Raw genomic sequence first — 17,703 nt, forward strand, 5'->3', positions numbered from 1 at the left:
CAATCAGTTCGCCTAGCTCGCGTGCCCGCCAAGAATCTGCTTCGCGTAGCGCACGCCGATGCCATACGAGGTATGCGCCTTGAAAATCTCCATGCAGCCTTCGTACGTTTCGCCGCGCGCCCAGTCACGTTGCAGTTCGCACATGAACTGCACCGAGGTCAGCGGCACCGCGCCTGCCTGGATGACGCGCTGTACGGCACGCTCATGGGCTTCCCCAGTGATATCGCCGCAGGCGTCCGTCGGCACATAGATCTCGAAGCCTTCAGCCAGCATCTGCACGCTCGGGAAAGCGACGCACACTTCCGTCCACAGGCCCGCGATCACGATCTTCTTGCGGCCCGTCGCCTTGATCGCGTCGCGAAAGCCCTTGTCTTCCCACGAATTCATCGACGTGCGATCGATCGGTTTGATCTGCGGAAACACCGATTGCACTTCCGGCAGCAGTTGGCCACTGAAGGTATCGGCGGCGACCGTCGTCAGAACGGTCGGCACCTTGAAGAGCTTCGCGGTCTTCGCGAGGATCTGAATGTTGTGAAGGATGGTGGTGCGTTCGTGCGAGTGCGTGCCGAAGAACATCTGCGGCTGATGATCGATAAGCGCGAGCGCGCACGTGTCGGGCGTCAACAGTTCATGGGCCATGAGTAGCTCCAATTTTCGAGAATGCGAGGACCCGCACGGTTGCACGAAGGCCACCGTGTCAGCGTCCGGTTAGTGGATAGGTCGAGTCGATGTTGCATCGGCGAGGCGGATGCGAACGGCTTCCCGGCGAAGCTTGAGCGTGAGTTTCACGATGCCGCGATGGCACGACGAGAAGGTATAACTTCGCACCTTGCCGCGACATTACATATTTATGTAGCGCGGTAGTCCACAGTAAGTTCGGATACCTGACCTCATTGCTCAACCGGCGCGGAGCAAGAATTGCCTCGCCACGATGTTCCAGATTCATGTAATGGTCGTCTTAGGACCGGCCGGCTACTATCGAACATATCGCGTGGCGAACGGGTCTGCATTCGTCCTGCGCCAAAGGACGACGCACTCACGCGGAATGCGTTTCTTTTGCCTCCCCGATAAGCATCCGATGGGCCGCGAATTCTTAATCTATGGAGATATGAAATGGCAACGATAGCTGCCGACTACATGGTTGGTGCACTGGTCAATGCGGGCGTGAAGCGTGTGTTCGGCGTGGTGGGCGATTCGCTGAATGGCTTCACGGATTCCTTGCGTCGCGAAGGTTCCATTGAATGGGTTCACATGCGGCATGAAGAAAGCGCGGCTTTCGCCGCGGGCGCCGAAGCGCATCTCACAGGACAACTCGCAGTCTGTTGCGGGAGTTGCGGCCCGGGGAACCTGCACCTGATCAACGGCCTGTTCGACTGCCAACGCAGCGGCGTTCCTGTGCTCGCTATCGCTGCGCATATTCCCAGTTCGGAAATCGGCATCGACTATTTTCAGTCGACTCATCCGGAAGTGCTGTTCAAGGAATGCAGTCATTACGTCGAGCTCGTCACCCACCCCGACCAACTGCCGCAGATTCTGGGCCGTGCGATCCGGACGGCCGTTGCGCGCAAAGGCGTGGCTGTTGTCGTGATACCTGGCAATGTGGCGCTCGGCCCGCTCACAAAACCTGTGCCGAGCTGGAGCGCACCGTCTGCTCCGATGATTCGCCCCGCGGACGCCGACATCGCGAAACTCGCCCTTCTGTTGAACCAGTCGTCGCGCGTGACCTTGCTTTGTGGAGCGGGTTGCAAGGATTCGCACGCGGAAGTCGTGGAACTCGCCCGCAAGCTGCAAGCGCCGATCGTGCACTCGCTGCGAGGCAAGGAGTTTATCGAATACGACAACCCATTCGATGTGGGAATGACAGGCCTTGTCGGGTTCTCCTCCGGGTACTCCGCGATGAAGAGCTGCGACATGCTCCTGATGTTGGGTACCGATTTTCCTTATCGACAGTTCTATCCAGAGGGGGTGACGATCGCTCAAGTCGATACAAGGCCAGAAGCCCTCGGCAATCGATGCCCAATTGAGCTTGGCGTATTGGGAACGGTCAAGGACACGCTCACCGAACTGCTCCCCATGGTTCAGCAGAATGCGGACAGCAGCTTCCTGAATCGCGCGCTCGACGACTATCGCAAGGCTCGCGCTAATCTGGATTCGCTGGCCGAGCCCGAAGCGGGCAGCAGCACCATTCATCCGCAATACGTGACCCGGCTCGTCAGCGAACTCGCCGCCGAGGATGCCATCTTCTCCTGCGACGTCGGCACCCCCATCGCATGGACAGCCCGCTATCTGAAGATGAACGGCAAGCGGCGCCTGGTGGGTTCGTTCAATCATGGCTCGATGGCCAACTCGCTCCTGCACTCGATTGGCGCGCAGGCCGCTTTCAGGGACCGGCAGGTGATCTCGATGTCGGGCGACGGCGGCTTCACCATGATGATGGGTGAGTTTCTCACGCTGATTCAGGCAGGCTTGCCGGTCAAAGTCGTCGTGCTCAACAACGGAACGCTGGGCTTCGTGGAAATGGAGATGAAGGCCAGTGGCTTCGTCGATACGGGATGCGACCTCAAGAATCCGAATTTCGCCGCGATGGCCAATGCGATCGGAATCAAAGGCATACGCGTCGAGCACCCTGCGGAGCTGGAAGGTGCGCTAAGCGAAGCGTTCGCCCATCCGGGCCCGGCGCTCGTCGACGTAGTAAGCGCACGTCAGGAGCTCGTGATGCCTCCCTCGACCAGCGCCGACCAGGCTTACCACTTCGGCCTGTTCATGCTTCGTGCCGTCATGGACGGTCGCGGCCAGCAGCTCATCGACCTCGCAAAGGTCAATCTGTTCCGGTAATGCAGTCCGCACGCGTATAGGGACCGTTATCCACGCAATGGGATTCGAACCATGTCCAGCAAAATCGTCGGCACTGTAGATGCTCCATCCGAACGCGAGCCCATCCACATGGGCTTCGTCATCGCATGGCTTTTCTGTGCCGCGTTCTACTTCATGCAGTACATGCTGCGTTCAGCGCCGGGCGTGATGGTGCCCGAGCTGAGTGCGGCGTTCGCGCGCGATGCGCTGGGCGTGGGTGCGCTCGTCGGCCTGTACTACTACACCTATGCGCTGTTCTCGATTCTTTGCGGTGCGCTGCTCGACCGGCTCGGCGGCAAGGCGGTCATTCCGGCCGGCATCGTTCTCGTGGCTGTTGGGGCGGCGCTGTTCGGCCTTGGCAGCGTGGAGGCGGCGCAGGTCGGTCGCCTGCTGCAAGGCGCGGGGTCGGCGTGTGGCTTTATCGGCGCGGTGTATCTCGCCACGCACGGCTTTCCGCCACGCTCTCTTGCGACGGCGGTAGGCTTCACTCAATGCTTCGGTATGCTGGGCGGTTCCGCGGGTCAGTTCGCCGTCGCGCCGCTCATTCACGGCGTCATCACATGGCAGCAGTTCTGGTGGCTGTCCGGCCTCGTGATCTTTGTGATCGCCCTACTGGTGCTCTTCGTGACGCCGGCAGCCCATGACAACAGCCCTGCCAGCCAGGGCTCGTGGCTGAAGATGTTCGCGCCGTACAAGCAGGTACTCACGAATCCGCAGTCCTACCTTTGCGGCTTCTGCGCCGGCCTTTTGTTCCTGCCGACTACGATTGGCGACATGATCTGGGGCATTCCATTCCTGCACAGCGGTCTCAACGTCAGCTATGGAGAGGCCGTCAATCGCGCGAGCATGGTGCCGCTCGGCTGGGTGATCGGCTGCCCGCTGCTAGGCTACCTGGCCGACCGTCTGGGCCGCCGCAAGCCGGTATTGATCGGCGGTGCGCTGCTGATGCTGGTGTCGGGCGCCGGCATTTTTTATCTGCCGGCCGGCGTGGCGCCGCCATATGTGCTCGGCCTGCTGCTCGGCATCGGCTCCGGTGCGGCGATGCTGCCCTACACGGTGATCAAGGAAGTCAACCCCGACAACGTGAAAGGCAGCGCCAGCGGCGCGATCAATTTTCTGGTGTTCACATTCAGCGCGTTGCTCACGCCGGTGTACGGCAAGCTGCTCGCCCACCATGCGAACGGCGGCACAATGGATCTGTCTACATTCCGGGCAGCCGGTTCATGGCTGATCGGTGGCATCGTGCTTGCCATGGTGCTCGCTATATTCATGCGCGAGACCGGACCGCGCGGACGCGCGAACGCGTGAGGGCGACGCCAGGTTCTTCAGCAAGGAGGAGCCCCTTGAACCTGGCGCTATCCGTTACACCGAGGGCGTCAGGTAAGGATTGACCTTGCCCGGCGCATAAGGCTGCGTCTTGAGTTCCATCCGTGCAATGCTCTGCAAGTGAACCTCGTCCGGGCCATCGGCGAAGCGCAATGCACGGCCCCACGTCCAGCTGTCGGCCAATGGCGTGTCGGGGCTCAGCCCCATTGCGCCGAACACCTGCATCGCCCGCTCGCATACGGCGGTGTGAACTGTCGGCACGAGCGCCTTGATCATCGAGATCTCCTTGCGCGCGTCCTTCGCACCCACGTTGTCGATCATCCACGCGGCCTTGAGAACGAACAGCCTCGCCTGATCGATTTCGATTCTGGACTTCGCGATCCACTCGGCGACTGTTCCGTGTTCAAACAGCGTCTTGCCGAATGCCGTGCGCGCCTGGGCCCGCTCCACCATCAACTCGAGCGCCAGTTCCGCGGCGCCGATCGAGCGCATGCAATGATGAATCCGTCCCGGCCCGAGACGCGCCTGCGCCAGTGCAAAGCCGCTGCCTTCTTCACCGAGGAGATTCGATCGCGGCACGCGCACGCCTTTGAACTCGATCTCGCAGTGGCCTTCCGGCGCCACATGATTGACCACCGGGATATTGCGGATCACCTTGACGCCAGGTGTGTCGCGAGGCACGAGAATCATGCTCTGCTGACTGTGGCTCGGCGCGTCCGGATCCGTTTTGCCCATCACGATGAAGATCTGGCAATTCGGATGGGCTGCATTCGTGATGAACCACTTGCGGCCGTCGATCACATAGTCGTCCCCGTCGCGACGAATCGACGTGGTGATATTGGTCGCGTCTGAAGAGGCCACCGCCGGCTCCGTCATCGCGAACGCCGAACGAATCTTGCCGTCGAGAAGGGGCTTGAGCCACTTCTCGCGCTGAGCGGGCGTGGCAAACATATGCAGCAATTCCATATTGCCCGTGTCCGGCGCGTTGCAGTTGAACACCTCGGACGCCCACGACACCCGGCCCATGATCTCAGCGAGAGGCGCGTACTCGAGATTGGTCAGGCGGGTACCGGGCTCGTCATCGCGCAGATGCGGCAAGAACAGGTTCCAGAGACCCTCTTCACGCGCCTTGTCCTTCAAGGTCTCCATAAAGGAAACCGGATACTGACCGGCACTCACTTCATCGTGCCATTGCCGGATGCGCGGAACGATATGCGTGTCCATGAACGCACGCACCTGAGTACGCAGCGCTTCGACTTTCGGGCTGTATGCAAAGTCCATTTTTACTCTTCCATAATCTGATTGGTGTTGTCGATGCACGGCCAACGACGTGGCCAGTACCGTGCCTCGACCCCATGACTAGATCGTCAGTCCACCGTCGACGACGATACACTCTCCGTTGGTATAGCTCGCAGCGTCGGACACCAGGTACAGCACGGTACCCGCCATCTCACGAGGTTCCGCATGACGTCGCAGCGGAATCTGCGACACCCAGCTCTCGTACGTGGCCTGATCTGCGAACAGCGCCCCTGCAAAGCGGGTTTTGGTCAGTCCGGGAAGCAGCGCATTCACCCGGATCCCCAACGGTCCGCACTCCTTCGCGAAGGCCCGCGTCATGTTGACAACGGCGGCCTTGGTGATCGAGTAGATGCCCTGTCTGTCGCCAGGCTGCAATGCATTGACCGAAGCCGTGTTGACGATCGCGCCGCCGCCGTTTTCCCGCATCAACTTGCCCGCCTCGACGGACATGAAGAAGTAACCGCGCAGATTGACTTCCACCGTCTTTTCGAAGGACGACAGATCGGTATCGAGAATGTGGCCAAAATACGGATTGGTCGCCGCGTTGTTGACGAGAATGTCCAGACGGCCATGCCGTGCCCGAATATGCTGGAAGATCGCGTGGATGTCCTCGAGACGCCCCACGTGGCACGGGTACGCTTCGGCGCTCCCGCCCGCTTCCTTGATTTCGCTTGCAACGGATTCACAATCTTCCAGCTTGCGGCTCGACACAATCACGTGGGCACCCTGCTCGGCGAGCAATTTCGCGATCTCTTCGCCGATACCCCGGCTCGCGCCCGTCACCAGCGCAATCTTTCCTTTCAGGTCAAACAGATTTGTAGTCACGATCAGTATTCCTATTTCTACGTTCCGATTTCCTGCCTGTCTTCAGATCAGGTCAATGCCCATCTTCGCAAGCGCTCCGGCCATCTCCCCCACCTGCCGCGCTTTTTCATTCGATGCGTTGCCGCCCAAGGCACGCTTCTTCACGCCTTGTGCGATAGCCGCGAGCCGGAAGAAGCTGAACGCGAGGTAGAAGTTCCAGTTCTCAATCGACGAAATGCCCCGCAGCGCGCAATACCGCTCAACAATCGACGCCTCGTCCGGCACGCCCAACGCGCCTCGATTCAAGCCTGCGAGTCCGGCGATATGGCTGCCGGGCGGAAGCCGCAAACACATGCAGAAGTACGCGATGTCAGCCAACGGATTGCCGAGCGTGGAGAGCTCCCAATCGAGAACGGCGCGGACTTGAGGCGCATCGCGCATGAAGATGATGTTGTCGATACGGAAGTCGCCGTGCACGAGCGAAGGTTTTCCCGTTTCCGCCGGACAGTGGGCAGGCAGCCATTCGATCAGCGACTCCATGGCCGCCAACGTATCGGTTTGCGCGGCGCGATATTGCCTCGTCCAAACGTCGATCTGACGCTCGAAGTAATTGCCCGGTCGGCCGTAGTCGGACAATCCGGCTTCATCGATATCCACGTCGTGGAGAGCCGCCATTGTGCCGAGCAGGGCGTCGTATATCGCGCCGCGCTCCTCGACGGATACTTCGGGCAGCGCCGGGTTCCAGAAGATTCGCCCGTCTTCGTAGCTCATGACGTAAAACAGGCTGCCGATGACATCGCGGTCCTCGCAAAGGTGATACGCGCGAGCAACGGGAACCGGTGTCTGGCCGAGCGCCGATATCACACGAAACTCGCGATCAACCGCATGCGCCGCCTTGAGCAGGTCGCCGGGAGGTTGACGTCTCAACACGTAGCTTCCGCTTTGCGCCTTCAAAAGAAACGTCGGATTGGATTGGCCGCCGGGAAATTTCTCGACGGACATCGGTCCTTGAAACCCGGGCACGTGCACCGTCAGATAACGTGTGAGTTCGTCGATGTCGAACTGGAGACTGGGGTGGTTCATCTAGCAGGAATCCGGATTGAGGTCAGCCGTAGGTGACAAATTCACGCCTCTCGGCATGTTCGAGATGAGGCACTGAATTGAAGCTAACGAGCGACATCGCGTCGTCGTTAAAGACATATTGGCAAACACTGCTGTTTCGAATCTGCAGGTTCAGTGCAATCGCGCTCGCAGCGGGCGCCTGTAGAACCTGCTGGGCAGTGACCGCGATCGGGCCACCCGAACTCACCACCAGAACGCGCCTGCCGCCGGCCCGCTGGATGTCGTTGCGCGCACGCTGGACACGTGTCTGGAATTGCTGCCATGTCTCTGGAACAGCGCCCGGCAAGCGGTCATCGGCCCAGAGCTGAAGCACGTGCCGCAGCCCTTTGTAGAAGTCCTTTTTTGAACTGGTGGCCGATAAACCTGACGGCAGGCCCTCTTCGCCGAGAGCAGCGAACAACGCCTCGAAATCGTATTCGTTCAGACCCGCGTCTTGCGCGAGCTCGACTCGCGGGCCGCCCATGGCGGCGAGAATAGCGTCGGCGGTTTGCCGATGCCGCTGCATCGTGCCGATGACAACACGATCGAACCGCAAGTTCGCCTGCGCGAAGTATTCGCCGAGCCAGCTCGATTGGGTACGACCGGAAGGTGATAGCTCGTCATAGTTGTCAGCGCCGAAGGACGCCTGACCATGCCGTACAAGATAGAGTTCTGCCATGCCAGCCTCGCGTCAACATGGCTAGCAGAATACCCAGCGCCGCATCATTCAGGAAATTTATTGTTGTGATAGTTGGCTATAGATTTTCGTGACACCAGGCGTATATCCCACATCCCTCGCCTGCCCCGTAGATTCGCGCTACTGGTTCATTTCCAGCATGAGCCGGCCAACCTGCTCGCGCAACCAACGATGAGCCGGGTCCCCCGTCACGCTTCGATGCCAGTAGCCATGCGACTGAAGATCAGGAAGATCGAACGGCAGTTCCAGGATTCGCGCGTCATAGCGCTTGAGGAGCACGAGGGGGGCCGTGAGGACGAGATCGGTTCGCATCGCAATCAACGGGGCCACCAGATAGTGTTGGACCCGCGTCTGAATCGATCGCCTGACGCCGAGCTTGGTCAGCTCGCCATCGACGAGACCCGATCCCTGGGGGCGGCTGGATACGTGGATGTGACCGAAGCTGAGGTAGTCGTCGATCGTCAGCTTCTTCTTCGTAAACGGATGATCGCGACGCAGCATGCAGGCATAGCGGTCGCGGCCGAGCGGTTCCTGCTCGAGGTAAGGATCGTCAATCAGCGGCGCGTCGATCGCAAGATTGACTGCACCGCTCGCTAGCGCTTCCGGAACCTCTTTACGCGTCGTGAAGTAGCTCTCGATGCGGATGCCGGGCGCCAGTCGCTGCAGCACCTCCTCGAGCGCAGGCAGAAGAAGCGCCTCCGTGAGGTCGGTCATGCTGAGCCGGAACGTGCGCTCGGACGAGCCGGGATCGAAGCGTCCGCCGACGTGCGTACTCGAGTCGAGCAGCTGCAGCGCCTCACGAACCTGGCCGATGATGTTTTCCGAAACGGGCGTCGGCATCATGCCGGCCGACGTACTCACAAACAGCTGATCGTCGAATGTTTTGCGCATCCGCGACAATGCATTGCTGACAGCAGGCTGAGTGATGAATAGCATTTCCGCTGCGCGCGTCAGGTTTCGTGTTCTGTAGACGGCTTCGAAGACAACGAAGAGATTCAGGTCAACCTTTGACAGACGCATTTTCAAATTTCCCGATGCCACTCGAACTGTGTTTTCGATCCATCCTGTTCACCATGCACTTGTCGGCGCAAGGCGACGATCGGCGTGGTATCAAGGAGCAACCCCGGCGAGTCTACTCCTGCAAGTGAGAGACAACCAGACAGGGGCCAATCGGTGAAGGACCCACTTATCTTGCATCGACTCCTTGCTGGTCGATATCACCCAGCGGGGGGAGCGGCGTCATGATGGCTCCCCCGTGTCTCATGTCTTGCACCTCTTGCTTGAAGCATCTATCAGCTTGCTGAAAGAGCAAGCAGGCGCTGGCCGATCTGACCACCACGCGGCAAGGAATTCGACAGCCGCTCGAGCGCCGACATGAAATGGCGCTGCTGCACATCCGCCTGTTCGGCGTCGCCGTGGGCCTCGTGAATCGCCGCCGCCGTACGATGAAGCCGCCAGTCCGCCAGCGGGGTTTCGAAGCCTTCCGTGACCGCGAACGCGGCGTTGATGTGCTCGAGTGCAACGACCGCATCGCCACTCGCGAGCGCCTCTCGCGCTGCGACGTCCCAAGCGAGCGCCTGCCACGTCCGGTCTTCGGTGGCGAGGGCGAGCTTGAGGAACGCCTCGGCGCGCGATCTCGCGGTGCGATGGTCGCCCGCCATCATCGCGGCCTCGGCGGTACCCCATTCGATTGACAGCCGCCAGTACCAGTCGAACATGATGGGTGTAGCGTCCAGTTGCCGTTGCGCTTCAGCAAATAGCGCCGAGGCGCGCGCGCCGTCCTCCAGTCCGATATACGCGAGGCCCGCGAGTACGATGCACGCACGGTGTTGCACGGGCAGCAGCGCGCCGGCGTCGGCTTCGACCGCTCGATCGGAGGAGTTTGAAGCCGGCACGAAGCGTTCGTACATGTCAATGACTGACTCGTAGTCCATTGTGTGCACGAACAACCAACCCCGATAGACCTCGAGTGTGCGAGCCGCAAAATAGTCGCCATTCTCGTGGTACGACGCCATGCCCTGCTCGAACGATTCCATCGAGCGCCCCAACTCTCCCAGGAAGAGTTGAGCCCACGCCGTACCCAGCCGGACCATCCACGTCGCTCTCGCGAGGTCGAAGCCCGGATGTTCCACCGCATGCTCAAAGAGGATCTGGTAATTCGCCCGTACCGTGCCGAGTGCTTCACGATAGCGGGTGGAAATGATGCACAGCATGCTGTGCTCCATATTCGCCCGGGCGATCAGCAAGGGATCCCCCGTCTCGCGCAGCGCACGCATCGCCGTCTCGCACTCGGTCAGATCGGCATGCGACCAGCCGTCGGTCCAGATACGGCGTACGTAGGCACTTACGCGCACCAGCGCACTGACGCGCAGGTCAGGATGCGATGCGCTGAGCGTCAGCGCATCGTTGAGCACCTCGATGCAACGTTGCCGGTCGCTCCAGCTAAAAACGTAGGCCAGGCCGAGCATGGCGCGCAATTGCGCATCGAGCCGACCAATCGTGCGTGCCTGCTCCTCCAGTTCGATCCAGGCGGCCTCGGCGCGCGGATCGTGCGCCGCTGCGTAAAGCGACGCACGCGCCTCGGCAAACTCAAAGCTTTTCAACGGGCGCAAATCAGCCGGCAACCTGATGGTGAGCGAGGCGGCAAAATCGAGAATCGACTGCGCCTCGCGATACGCAAACCGAACCTTCGCGGTTTGCAGCGCAATGCGTAAGTAGTCGATCGCCTTGAGCCAGTCTCGCGCGTCGGCGAAATGATGTCCGAGCTCGTATGCCACCTCGGCTCGCTGATCGCGAGCGTAGATCGCCTCGAGCCGTTCCGCGATTTGCCGATGCAAACGGGAGCGGCGAGTCAGCCCTTGACGCCCATAGAATGCGTGACGAATGAGAGCATGGTCGAAACAGAACATCGCCGCAGCTCCTCCATCGGGGAAGCGCTTTACGCCGCTACGCTGAATAAAGCGTTGAGTGCGTGCCAGGGCCTCGCACAGATCGTCGAACTGCTCCGCCGACAGCCCCGCGGCCTCGGCCACGGTCGCCGATGAAAAGCAGAGTCCTGCCACGCTGGCGGCTTCAAGCAGATTCCGTTCGTCGGCGCCGAGGCGCCGGATTCTGCCCTCGAGCGTCCGGGTTATCGTGTGTGGCGCTGCCGCGCCGATCGCGGCGAGTGGCGCGAGCGGCCGCCAGCCCGTCACCGTTTTGCGGACCATGTCGCGCTCCACGAGATCGGCAAGCGTCGCCCGCATAAACAATGGATTGCCGCCGCAACGTTGCGCGATGAGAAAAGACAGTTCTTCTTCGGCAGGGTCGGTGTGATCGCGGTCTGTCAGCCACGCAAGCACGGCATCGCGAGGCAATGGACCCAGCGCCAGTTCGCGGCATAGCCCCCTCAGTGCAAGCTCGTGGTGCAGTTGCTCGATGGGGTGTTCGGTCAGCGCCGCTTCGTCCGGCCGGTAAGTGACGACAACCATCAGACGCAGCGCGCCTGGCTGGCGCGCCAGCGCCGCCAGAAAATCGACGGTCGAGTAGTCGGCCCAATGAAGATCTTCGAATATCAGAAGCAGCGGTTGCGTCTGCGTCAGGGAGCTCAGCAAGCCCCGGATCTCCCGCAGCATGCGTTCGCGCGACGCGCCAGGAAGCTGCCGATGCAGGGACTCGCGCACCTGACTCGCCACGTGGCCCGGGAGCTGCCATGCCCACGTGGGCGCGAGCGTCACCAGCGCTTTCACGACTTCGCTGCCGCCGGTTCCCTGGCACAGTTGGCCGAGCGCCTGCAGAACCGGATAAAACGGCTCCGTGCCGCCATAGCCCTCGACACAATGCCCTTCGGCAACCCACGCGTCGTCACGTTCGAACCGTTGCGCGGCAACGAACTGCCTGAGCAACGCTGTCTTGCCGATGCCCGGTTCACCGGTAACCACCACGACCTGAGTGTTTCCGCATCGGGCCTGGTCCATGGCGGCGCACAGTTGCTGCAATTCGCTCGTGCGCCCGGCAAAGCCGCCGAAGCTCTCCCCGTTCACAGCCGGCACAAGCTCCGTGACAGGAATCTCTACGGGCGCGACAAAACGATAGCCGCGTCCACGCAGTGTTTCGATGTAGCGAGGGCGCTGCGCGCTATCGCCGAGCCGCGCCCGGATCGTCTGTATGTGGCTCTTCACGACTTCCGGCTGCACGTGCACATCAGGCCACACGGCTTCGAGCAGCGCGTCATGAGTAATCAGCGCACCGCGATTCTCGATCAGAAACCGCAACACGCCGAAGGTCTTGCGTGTCAGGTCGATGCGCTCGGGCGCCGTGCCGGAGGAAGCCAGCCGCCAAAGACATTCGTTCGTCGTATCCAGACGAAAGCCTTCAAAACTGACCGACGATATCCTGCTCGAATGAGCCTTCATGCCAACCTTGCTCCTCATGCCTTTATCCAACCCTCTGAAGAACAAACGCGCCCGCCTGCCAGGACGAGACGCACACTTCTCCCGTCAGGGTAAGGTGTTCGAAATCCGGAGGGGTGATTTTCTGGTCCTGATTGTGTAATGAAATGCTCCACTCAGCATGACCGACAGGCGCAGTATAAAATCGCGGCAACCAAGTCGGGCTGCAGCTCCATCGGAGAACCTAGGTGATCGATTTCCCACCCTTTCGGCTGGATCGAGTGAATCGATGCGTCTGGCAATGCGCGCCCGACGGCGCGAGCCGCAGGCTCACGTTGGCGCCACGCGCCTACGACATGCTGCAATACCTGATCGACCATGCCGGGCGGCTCATCACGCACGAGGAATTCCTCGATGCCCTCTGGCAGAACGTGCATGTTCAGCCCGAAGTGCTGAAGGCTCACATGCTGACCATCCGCACCGCGCTCGGCGACGATCCCGCACGTCCAAGCTTTATCGAAACCCATCGCGGCCGCGGCTATTGCTTCATTGCGCCGCTCTCCGCCAGTTCCAGCAACGGCCCGCGCGAGGCGGACCAGCGCAGCCATGGCGGGTTTGTCGGCCGCAAGCAGCAACTTAACCGCTTGAAGACGCTGTTCGATGAGGCACGCAATGGCGCATCGCGCATCGTTTTCGTGGCGGGGGAACCTGGCATCGGCAAGACGACGCTCGTCAATCGCTTCCTGGACTCCCTCGATGGCAATGCCACGGTGTTGACGTCGCTCGGGCGCTGCGTCGAAGGTTATGGCGGCATCGAGCCTTACTACCCGGTGCTCGACGCGCTCACCCAACTGACTCGCAGCGAAGCGGGCCCGATGATCACCCGCACGCTCGTGTCGATCGCGCCGACCTGGGCGCTCCAGATGCTGGGATCGGTGCCGCAGCAATACCGCGCCGAGCTGCAGCATCAGGTGATCGGCGCGGCGAGCGGGCGCATGCTGAGGGAGATCTGCGAATTCCTCGAAGCGCTCTCGCTGGAGCGGCCGCTCGCACTGGTGTTCGAAGACCTGCACTGGTCCGATTATTCGACGGTCGACATGCTCTCCGCGCTTGCCCGCCATCGTAGCGGCGCACGTCTGATGGTCATCGCCACGTACCGCCCGGAAGACGCCGAACTTGCGCAACATCCCTTGTGCCGGCTGAACCGCGATCTGGGCTTGCAGAAGCTGTGTCACGACATCGTGCTGGAACCACTGAGCGAAGGCGCCATCGCCGAATATCTGACGGGCGGCCCGCGCGATGTCAGGCCCGATAGCGCGAACGGCTTCGCCCAGCTGGTGCGCGAGCGCTCCGGCGGCAACCCGCTCTTCATGGTCGCGACGCTCGATCACCTGGTCGAACAAGGCATCGCGCAATCGACGCCCGAGGGCTGGAAGCTGCACCTGTCGCCCTCGGAAGTGCGGCTGGAAGTGCCGCTCACGTTGAACCAGGTCATCGAGCATCGCATCCAGCGGCTGAACTATGACCAGCAACGCGCGCTCGAAGGCGCGAGCGTCGCCGGCCTCGCGTTTAGCGTCATCACCGCGGCGCCGGCCGCCGGCTTGAGCCAGGAGCTGTTCGAAGATATCTGCGAAGCGCTCTGCCGTCAGGAAAGCTTTATCCGGCGCGAACCGTCGTCTGCGCTCGAAGACGGCTTCGCCGCGAGCACCTATGCGTTCCGCCACACCATGTACCGGCAGACCTTCTACGAGCGGCAAGGACCGCTGCGCACCATCCGCTCTCATCTGCGCGTTGCCGAAGCGCTCGAGGCGCTGTTCGCACCCGAGGAGCGCGGCGGGGTCGCCGCCGAACTCGCCCAGCACTTCGCCGCCGCGAAACGCTGGGAACGTGCAGTCGGCTATCTGCGCATTGCGATCCAGACGGCGAAGAAGCGTCTCGCGTACAACGACGCGCTCGCGGTCCTCGACCGCGCGCTGATGTTCGCGGCGAACCTGCCCACTGAAGCTCGCGCGGCAGCGGAAACGGAATTCCTCGAAGGGCGGGCGTCGATCTTCGCGGCGGCCCACGATTCCCGCGCGCGGGAAACCTGCGAGCAGCTCGCGGAACGTGCCGCGCAGCACGGCCTGATCGATATCCAGAGCCGGGCGCTGATGAGCCTCGCGTACACGTATAGCTGGCGAGACCAGTTGCGCTGCAGCCAGATCATCGGCGAAACGCTCGCGCTTAGCGACCGGCAGACCGACCCGCAGCAGCAGGCCCGCACCCGCATCAGCTGCTACGTTTGGCGGATGTGGGTGCGCGGCTGGTGCGCCGAAGACATCGCGCGCTGCGAAGCCGCGCTCGTCCCCCTGCGCGCCGGTGACGATCCCTACACGACCGCCTGGTCGCTGTGCGAATATTCGATGGTCTTGCTCGTGTCGTCGCGCTACCAGGAAGCCCAGGACACCATCCTCAAAAGCTACCGTTTCCTCGTCGAGAACGACGAAAACCGCCCCGAGTTCAACATGGCGCGCGCCACCTGGATGGTGCATCTGGGTGTGCCGTGGACGCAGCTCTATCTCGGCGACTTCGACCGCGCGCAGCGCGAGTTCGACAAGGCGATCGCGATGTTCGCGCACAACGGCAACCCGTACGGCGCGGACACGCTCACGCTCTATCGCTGCTGGGTGCAATTCCACGCAATGGATTTTGACGCCATGCTGCAATCCTGCACGCAGGTGCTGGCGGGCAAGTCGCCTGAACCGGGCAGCGGCAAATCGATCCTGCCGGCCGAATACCGGCTCTGCCTGCTGCTGACCGGGCTCGCACAGCTCGGCCTCGGCGATACGCGCGCCGCACGCGACGCGCTCACGCAGGTGATGCAGCGAATGGACGCGCTGCCGGTGATCTTCGACTGGTACTGGCGTCTGCCGCTCGAATGGGGGCTCGCGGGCGCCGCACTGGCGGACGGCGATCTCGACGCTGCGATCACGCATGCCGACCGTCTCGTCAAACTGGCGACGTCGATTGAAGAACGCACGTGGCAGGGTTTCGCGTGGGAGACGCGCGCGCGGGTTGCGTGCGAACAGGATGATGCAACCCATGCGTTGCACTGCGTCCAGCATGCGCTCGACGCGACTCAGGGTTACCAGACGCCGCTCGCGGACTGGCGTATCCATCGCACCGCGGCCCGCGCCAGCGAGTTGGCTGGCGACATGCAAACGGCCGACTACCACGCAGCACTCAGCAAGACGATGAAAGACGCACTCGCTGCCAAGCTGCCGTCGGGTCATCGTCTGCGCGAGACGTTCGAAGCGGGTTAATCACCGGCGTGCCCACACGCGGATAGCCGGACGAGACCCAAGCGGCTTGCCAGCGTCACCGCTTCGATCCGGTTCCTCACCGACAGCTTCGAGTAGAGATGCTTGGCGTGCGACTTCACTGTCTCGGGCGCGATGCACAGCCGGATCGCAATCTGCTTGTTGGTCAGCCCGCGCCCCATCAGTCCGATGATCACGCGTTCACGTTCGCTCAGGCCCATGGCGGCCACGGACCGGGCGATGTCCCGTGCCGTATCACTCGCCGGTTGCGCATGGGCGGCGCCACGCCGGCGTCGCGACATCAAAGCGCCTGCATAGGGAAGCAGCTCGCGGACGTCGCCTGCGGGCACGATCGACCCGCGCGCCATCCCGTCGATCAGCTTCGCCACGCGCTCGCTGCAGTCAACGAGCGTTTGCTGCAGTCCCGCCGAAGCCCCCTGCTTGAGCAGCGTGACGAGCGCCTCGACCGCGTCGTCTCGCAGACCGGCGACCAGCAACGCTTCGATCAGCAATAGCGCGATCGTCACCGCGCCGTATCGGTCACGCCTTAGAACGGTATCGCTATGGAGCTGCCGCAGCGCTACGAGATCGATCGCGGCGGATACCTCGATGGGTGCCTGAGGAAACGCGGGAGCGCATGCTGATGAATGCGTCTTTGCGAGCGCAAGCCGCGCCTGCGCAAGTACGTGGTAGCGCGCGATCTCGAAGCGCGCGCTGCTGCTCGCGGCGCCGCATTGCCCGGCCAGCACGGCGAGCCGTTGTGCGCAGAGCGCCGCCTCGTCGAGGCGATCCGCACCCGCGTGGATCTCGACCTGCTGCGCGAGGCTCGCCGCGCGCAGCCGCGGCCAGTTGCGCTTGATCCCAAGCGCGTCCGCCTCGGCCAGCAGCAGGAGCGCTTGTCCCGGTTGCCGCCGGTTCGCGGCGATGCGCGCAAGCAGTCCGTAAGCGCGCACCGCGCCTTCGATCGCACCGCCCTGCCGGATTCCCGGCAACCGTGCCGCGACCAGCGCCTCGCTCTCGTCGACACGGCCTTCCTCGTACAGCACCTGCGCCATCACGCAGGCGGGCAGCGCGTCGATTGTCGCCGGACCGGCCCCGAAACGGCGCGCGACATCGAGTGCGTCATCGGCCAACAGGCGCGCGGCATTGAAATGCATCTGGGCGAATTCGACCGCGGCATCGAGCGCAATGTCGAGCATCGTGGTGACCGCGCGCAGCCGGCCGGGCTGAGCGTCCGGCGCGCGGCGTTCCACCGCGTAGAAACTCTCGGGGTCGCCGAGGCGCAAGTAAGCGCAGCGGCACACCGTCAGCGCGACGTGCGCGGTGGGTGTTGCGGTGCCGAGCCGCAGCGCGGAAAGCGCAGCGGCCAATGCGGCCCCCGCGTCGTCCTGCAGCAGGAGCGCCGCAGCGCGTACGGCCGCGATCTCGCAACGCACCGCAACGGCAACCGGGCCCGTTAGCGGGCCGACCTGCCCTTCAAGCCGCTGCGCGCTCAGCAGCGCTTCGGCGGCCTCGCCGCGGATCACCATCTGCCACGCGCGCGCCAGATCCAGATGGATGCGCGCTACACTGGCTGCAGGCCGTTCCCGGCCGACGCGCGCGAGCGACTGAAGTTCGGACCGAAGTTCGTCGGCAAACACCGGCGCGGGCGGCACGACATGAAGCGCCCGCGTCAAGAGGGCATCGGACTGCCCTCGCGGCGGCGCCGCGCGGGGTTGAAGATGCCCCGCTTCCTGATGAATTTCGCAGACCCATGCCTCGTTCATTCCTCGCTCCGTCGGACACCTGATCGTCACAATCGCTGGACGAACGCAGTACCGTCCAGACTAGAGATGACCGTCCGGAAAAGCGTGATGATTCGGTTCTTTTTTGGTAAAGGATGGGTTGTTGCCCGGTATTGCCCGAACTGAAACTGAAACGAAAGCAATCAATACCGGGATTTGTAATGCAGCCA

Annotated in this window: 11 protein-coding genes; 3 read left to right on the plus strand and 8 right to left on the minus strand. The window is 62.4% G+C overall.

Features of this window, described 5'->3' with window-relative positions; genetic code table 11:
- Positions 1-12 precede the first annotated feature (12 nt).
- Complete coding sequence (locus tag BM438_RS25990; protein WP_093639905.1) at positions 13-639, minus strand: hydrolase; 627 nt, start codon at positions 637-639, stop codon at positions 13-15.
- 474 nt (positions 640-1,113) lie between these two features.
- Between BM438_RS25990 and poxB the strand changes: the two genes are divergently transcribed.
- Positions 1,114-2,835, plus strand: a complete 1,722-nt coding sequence (gene poxB / locus BM438_RS25995) for a ubiquinone-dependent pyruvate dehydrogenase (protein WP_093639908.1) — start codon at positions 1,114-1,116, stop codon at positions 2,833-2,835.
- 51 nt (positions 2,836-2,886) lie between these two features.
- Positions 2,887-4,161, plus strand: coding sequence for an MFS transporter (locus BM438_RS26000; protein ID WP_093639911.1), 1,275 nt, complete (start codon positions 2,887-2,889; stop codon positions 4,159-4,161).
- 54 nt (positions 4,162-4,215) lie between these two features.
- On the opposite strand, the gene BM438_RS26005 is transcribed toward BM438_RS26000, so the two are convergent.
- The 6 genes from BM438_RS26005 to BM438_RS26030 all read right to left on the minus strand — a co-directional run bounded on the left by BM438_RS26005 (position 4,216) and on the right by BM438_RS26030 (position 12,492).
- Complete coding sequence (locus BM438_RS26005; RefSeq protein ID WP_093639914.1) at positions 4,216-5,460, minus strand: acyl-CoA dehydrogenase family protein; 1,245 nt, start codon at positions 5,458-5,460, stop codon at positions 4,216-4,218.
- 78 nt (positions 5,461-5,538) lie between these two features.
- Positions 5,539-6,303 carry an SDR family oxidoreductase gene (locus BM438_RS26010; protein WP_093639918.1) on the minus strand — a complete coding sequence of 255 codons (765 nt, stop codon included), beginning with the start codon at positions 6,301-6,303 and terminating at the stop codon, positions 5,539-5,541.
- A gap of 42 nt (positions 6,304-6,345) precedes the next feature.
- The gene (locus BM438_RS26015) at positions 6,346-7,365 is read right to left on the minus strand and encodes a phosphotransferase (protein WP_093639921.1); all 1,020 of its coding nucleotides are present in this window, start codon (positions 7,363-7,365) and stop codon (positions 6,346-6,348) included.
- 22 nt (positions 7,366-7,387) lie between these two features.
- The gene (locus BM438_RS26020) at positions 7,388-8,062 is read right to left on the minus strand and encodes a histidine phosphatase family protein (protein WP_093639924.1); all 675 of its coding nucleotides are present in this window, start codon (positions 8,060-8,062) and stop codon (positions 7,388-7,390) included.
- Positions 8,063-8,200: 138 nt separating this feature from the next.
- Positions 8,201-9,100 carry a LysR family transcriptional regulator gene (locus tag BM438_RS26025; RefSeq protein ID WP_093639927.1) on the minus strand — a complete coding sequence of 300 codons (900 nt, stop codon included), beginning with the start codon at positions 9,098-9,100 and terminating at the stop codon, positions 8,201-8,203.
- A 272-nt stretch (positions 9,101-9,372) separates the two neighbouring features.
- Positions 9,373-12,492, minus strand: a complete 3,120-nt coding sequence (locus tag BM438_RS26030) for an AAA family ATPase (RefSeq protein WP_093639930.1) — start codon at positions 12,490-12,492, stop codon at positions 9,373-9,375.
- Between the two features lie 206 nt (positions 12,493-12,698).
- Here BM438_RS26030 and BM438_RS26035 point away from each other — a divergent pair, with 206 nt between their 5' ends.
- Positions 12,699-15,752: an ATP-binding protein gene (locus BM438_RS26035; RefSeq protein WP_143131752.1), complete on the plus strand. Its 3,054-nt coding sequence runs from the start codon at positions 12,699-12,701 to the stop codon at positions 15,750-15,752.
- Here BM438_RS26035 and BM438_RS26040 read toward each other — a convergent pair.
- The gene (locus BM438_RS26040; protein WP_093639937.1) at positions 15,749-17,515 is read right to left on the minus strand and encodes a response regulator transcription factor; all 1,767 of its coding nucleotides are present in this window, start codon (positions 17,513-17,515) and stop codon (positions 15,749-15,751) included. The genes BM438_RS26035 and BM438_RS26040 overlap by 4 nt on opposite strands.
- Positions 17,516-17,703 lie beyond the last annotated feature (188 nt).

The organism is Paraburkholderia aspalathi (assembly GCF_900116445.1).
Lineage (GTDB): Bacteria > Pseudomonadota > Gammaproteobacteria > Burkholderiales > Burkholderiaceae > Paraburkholderia > Paraburkholderia aspalathi.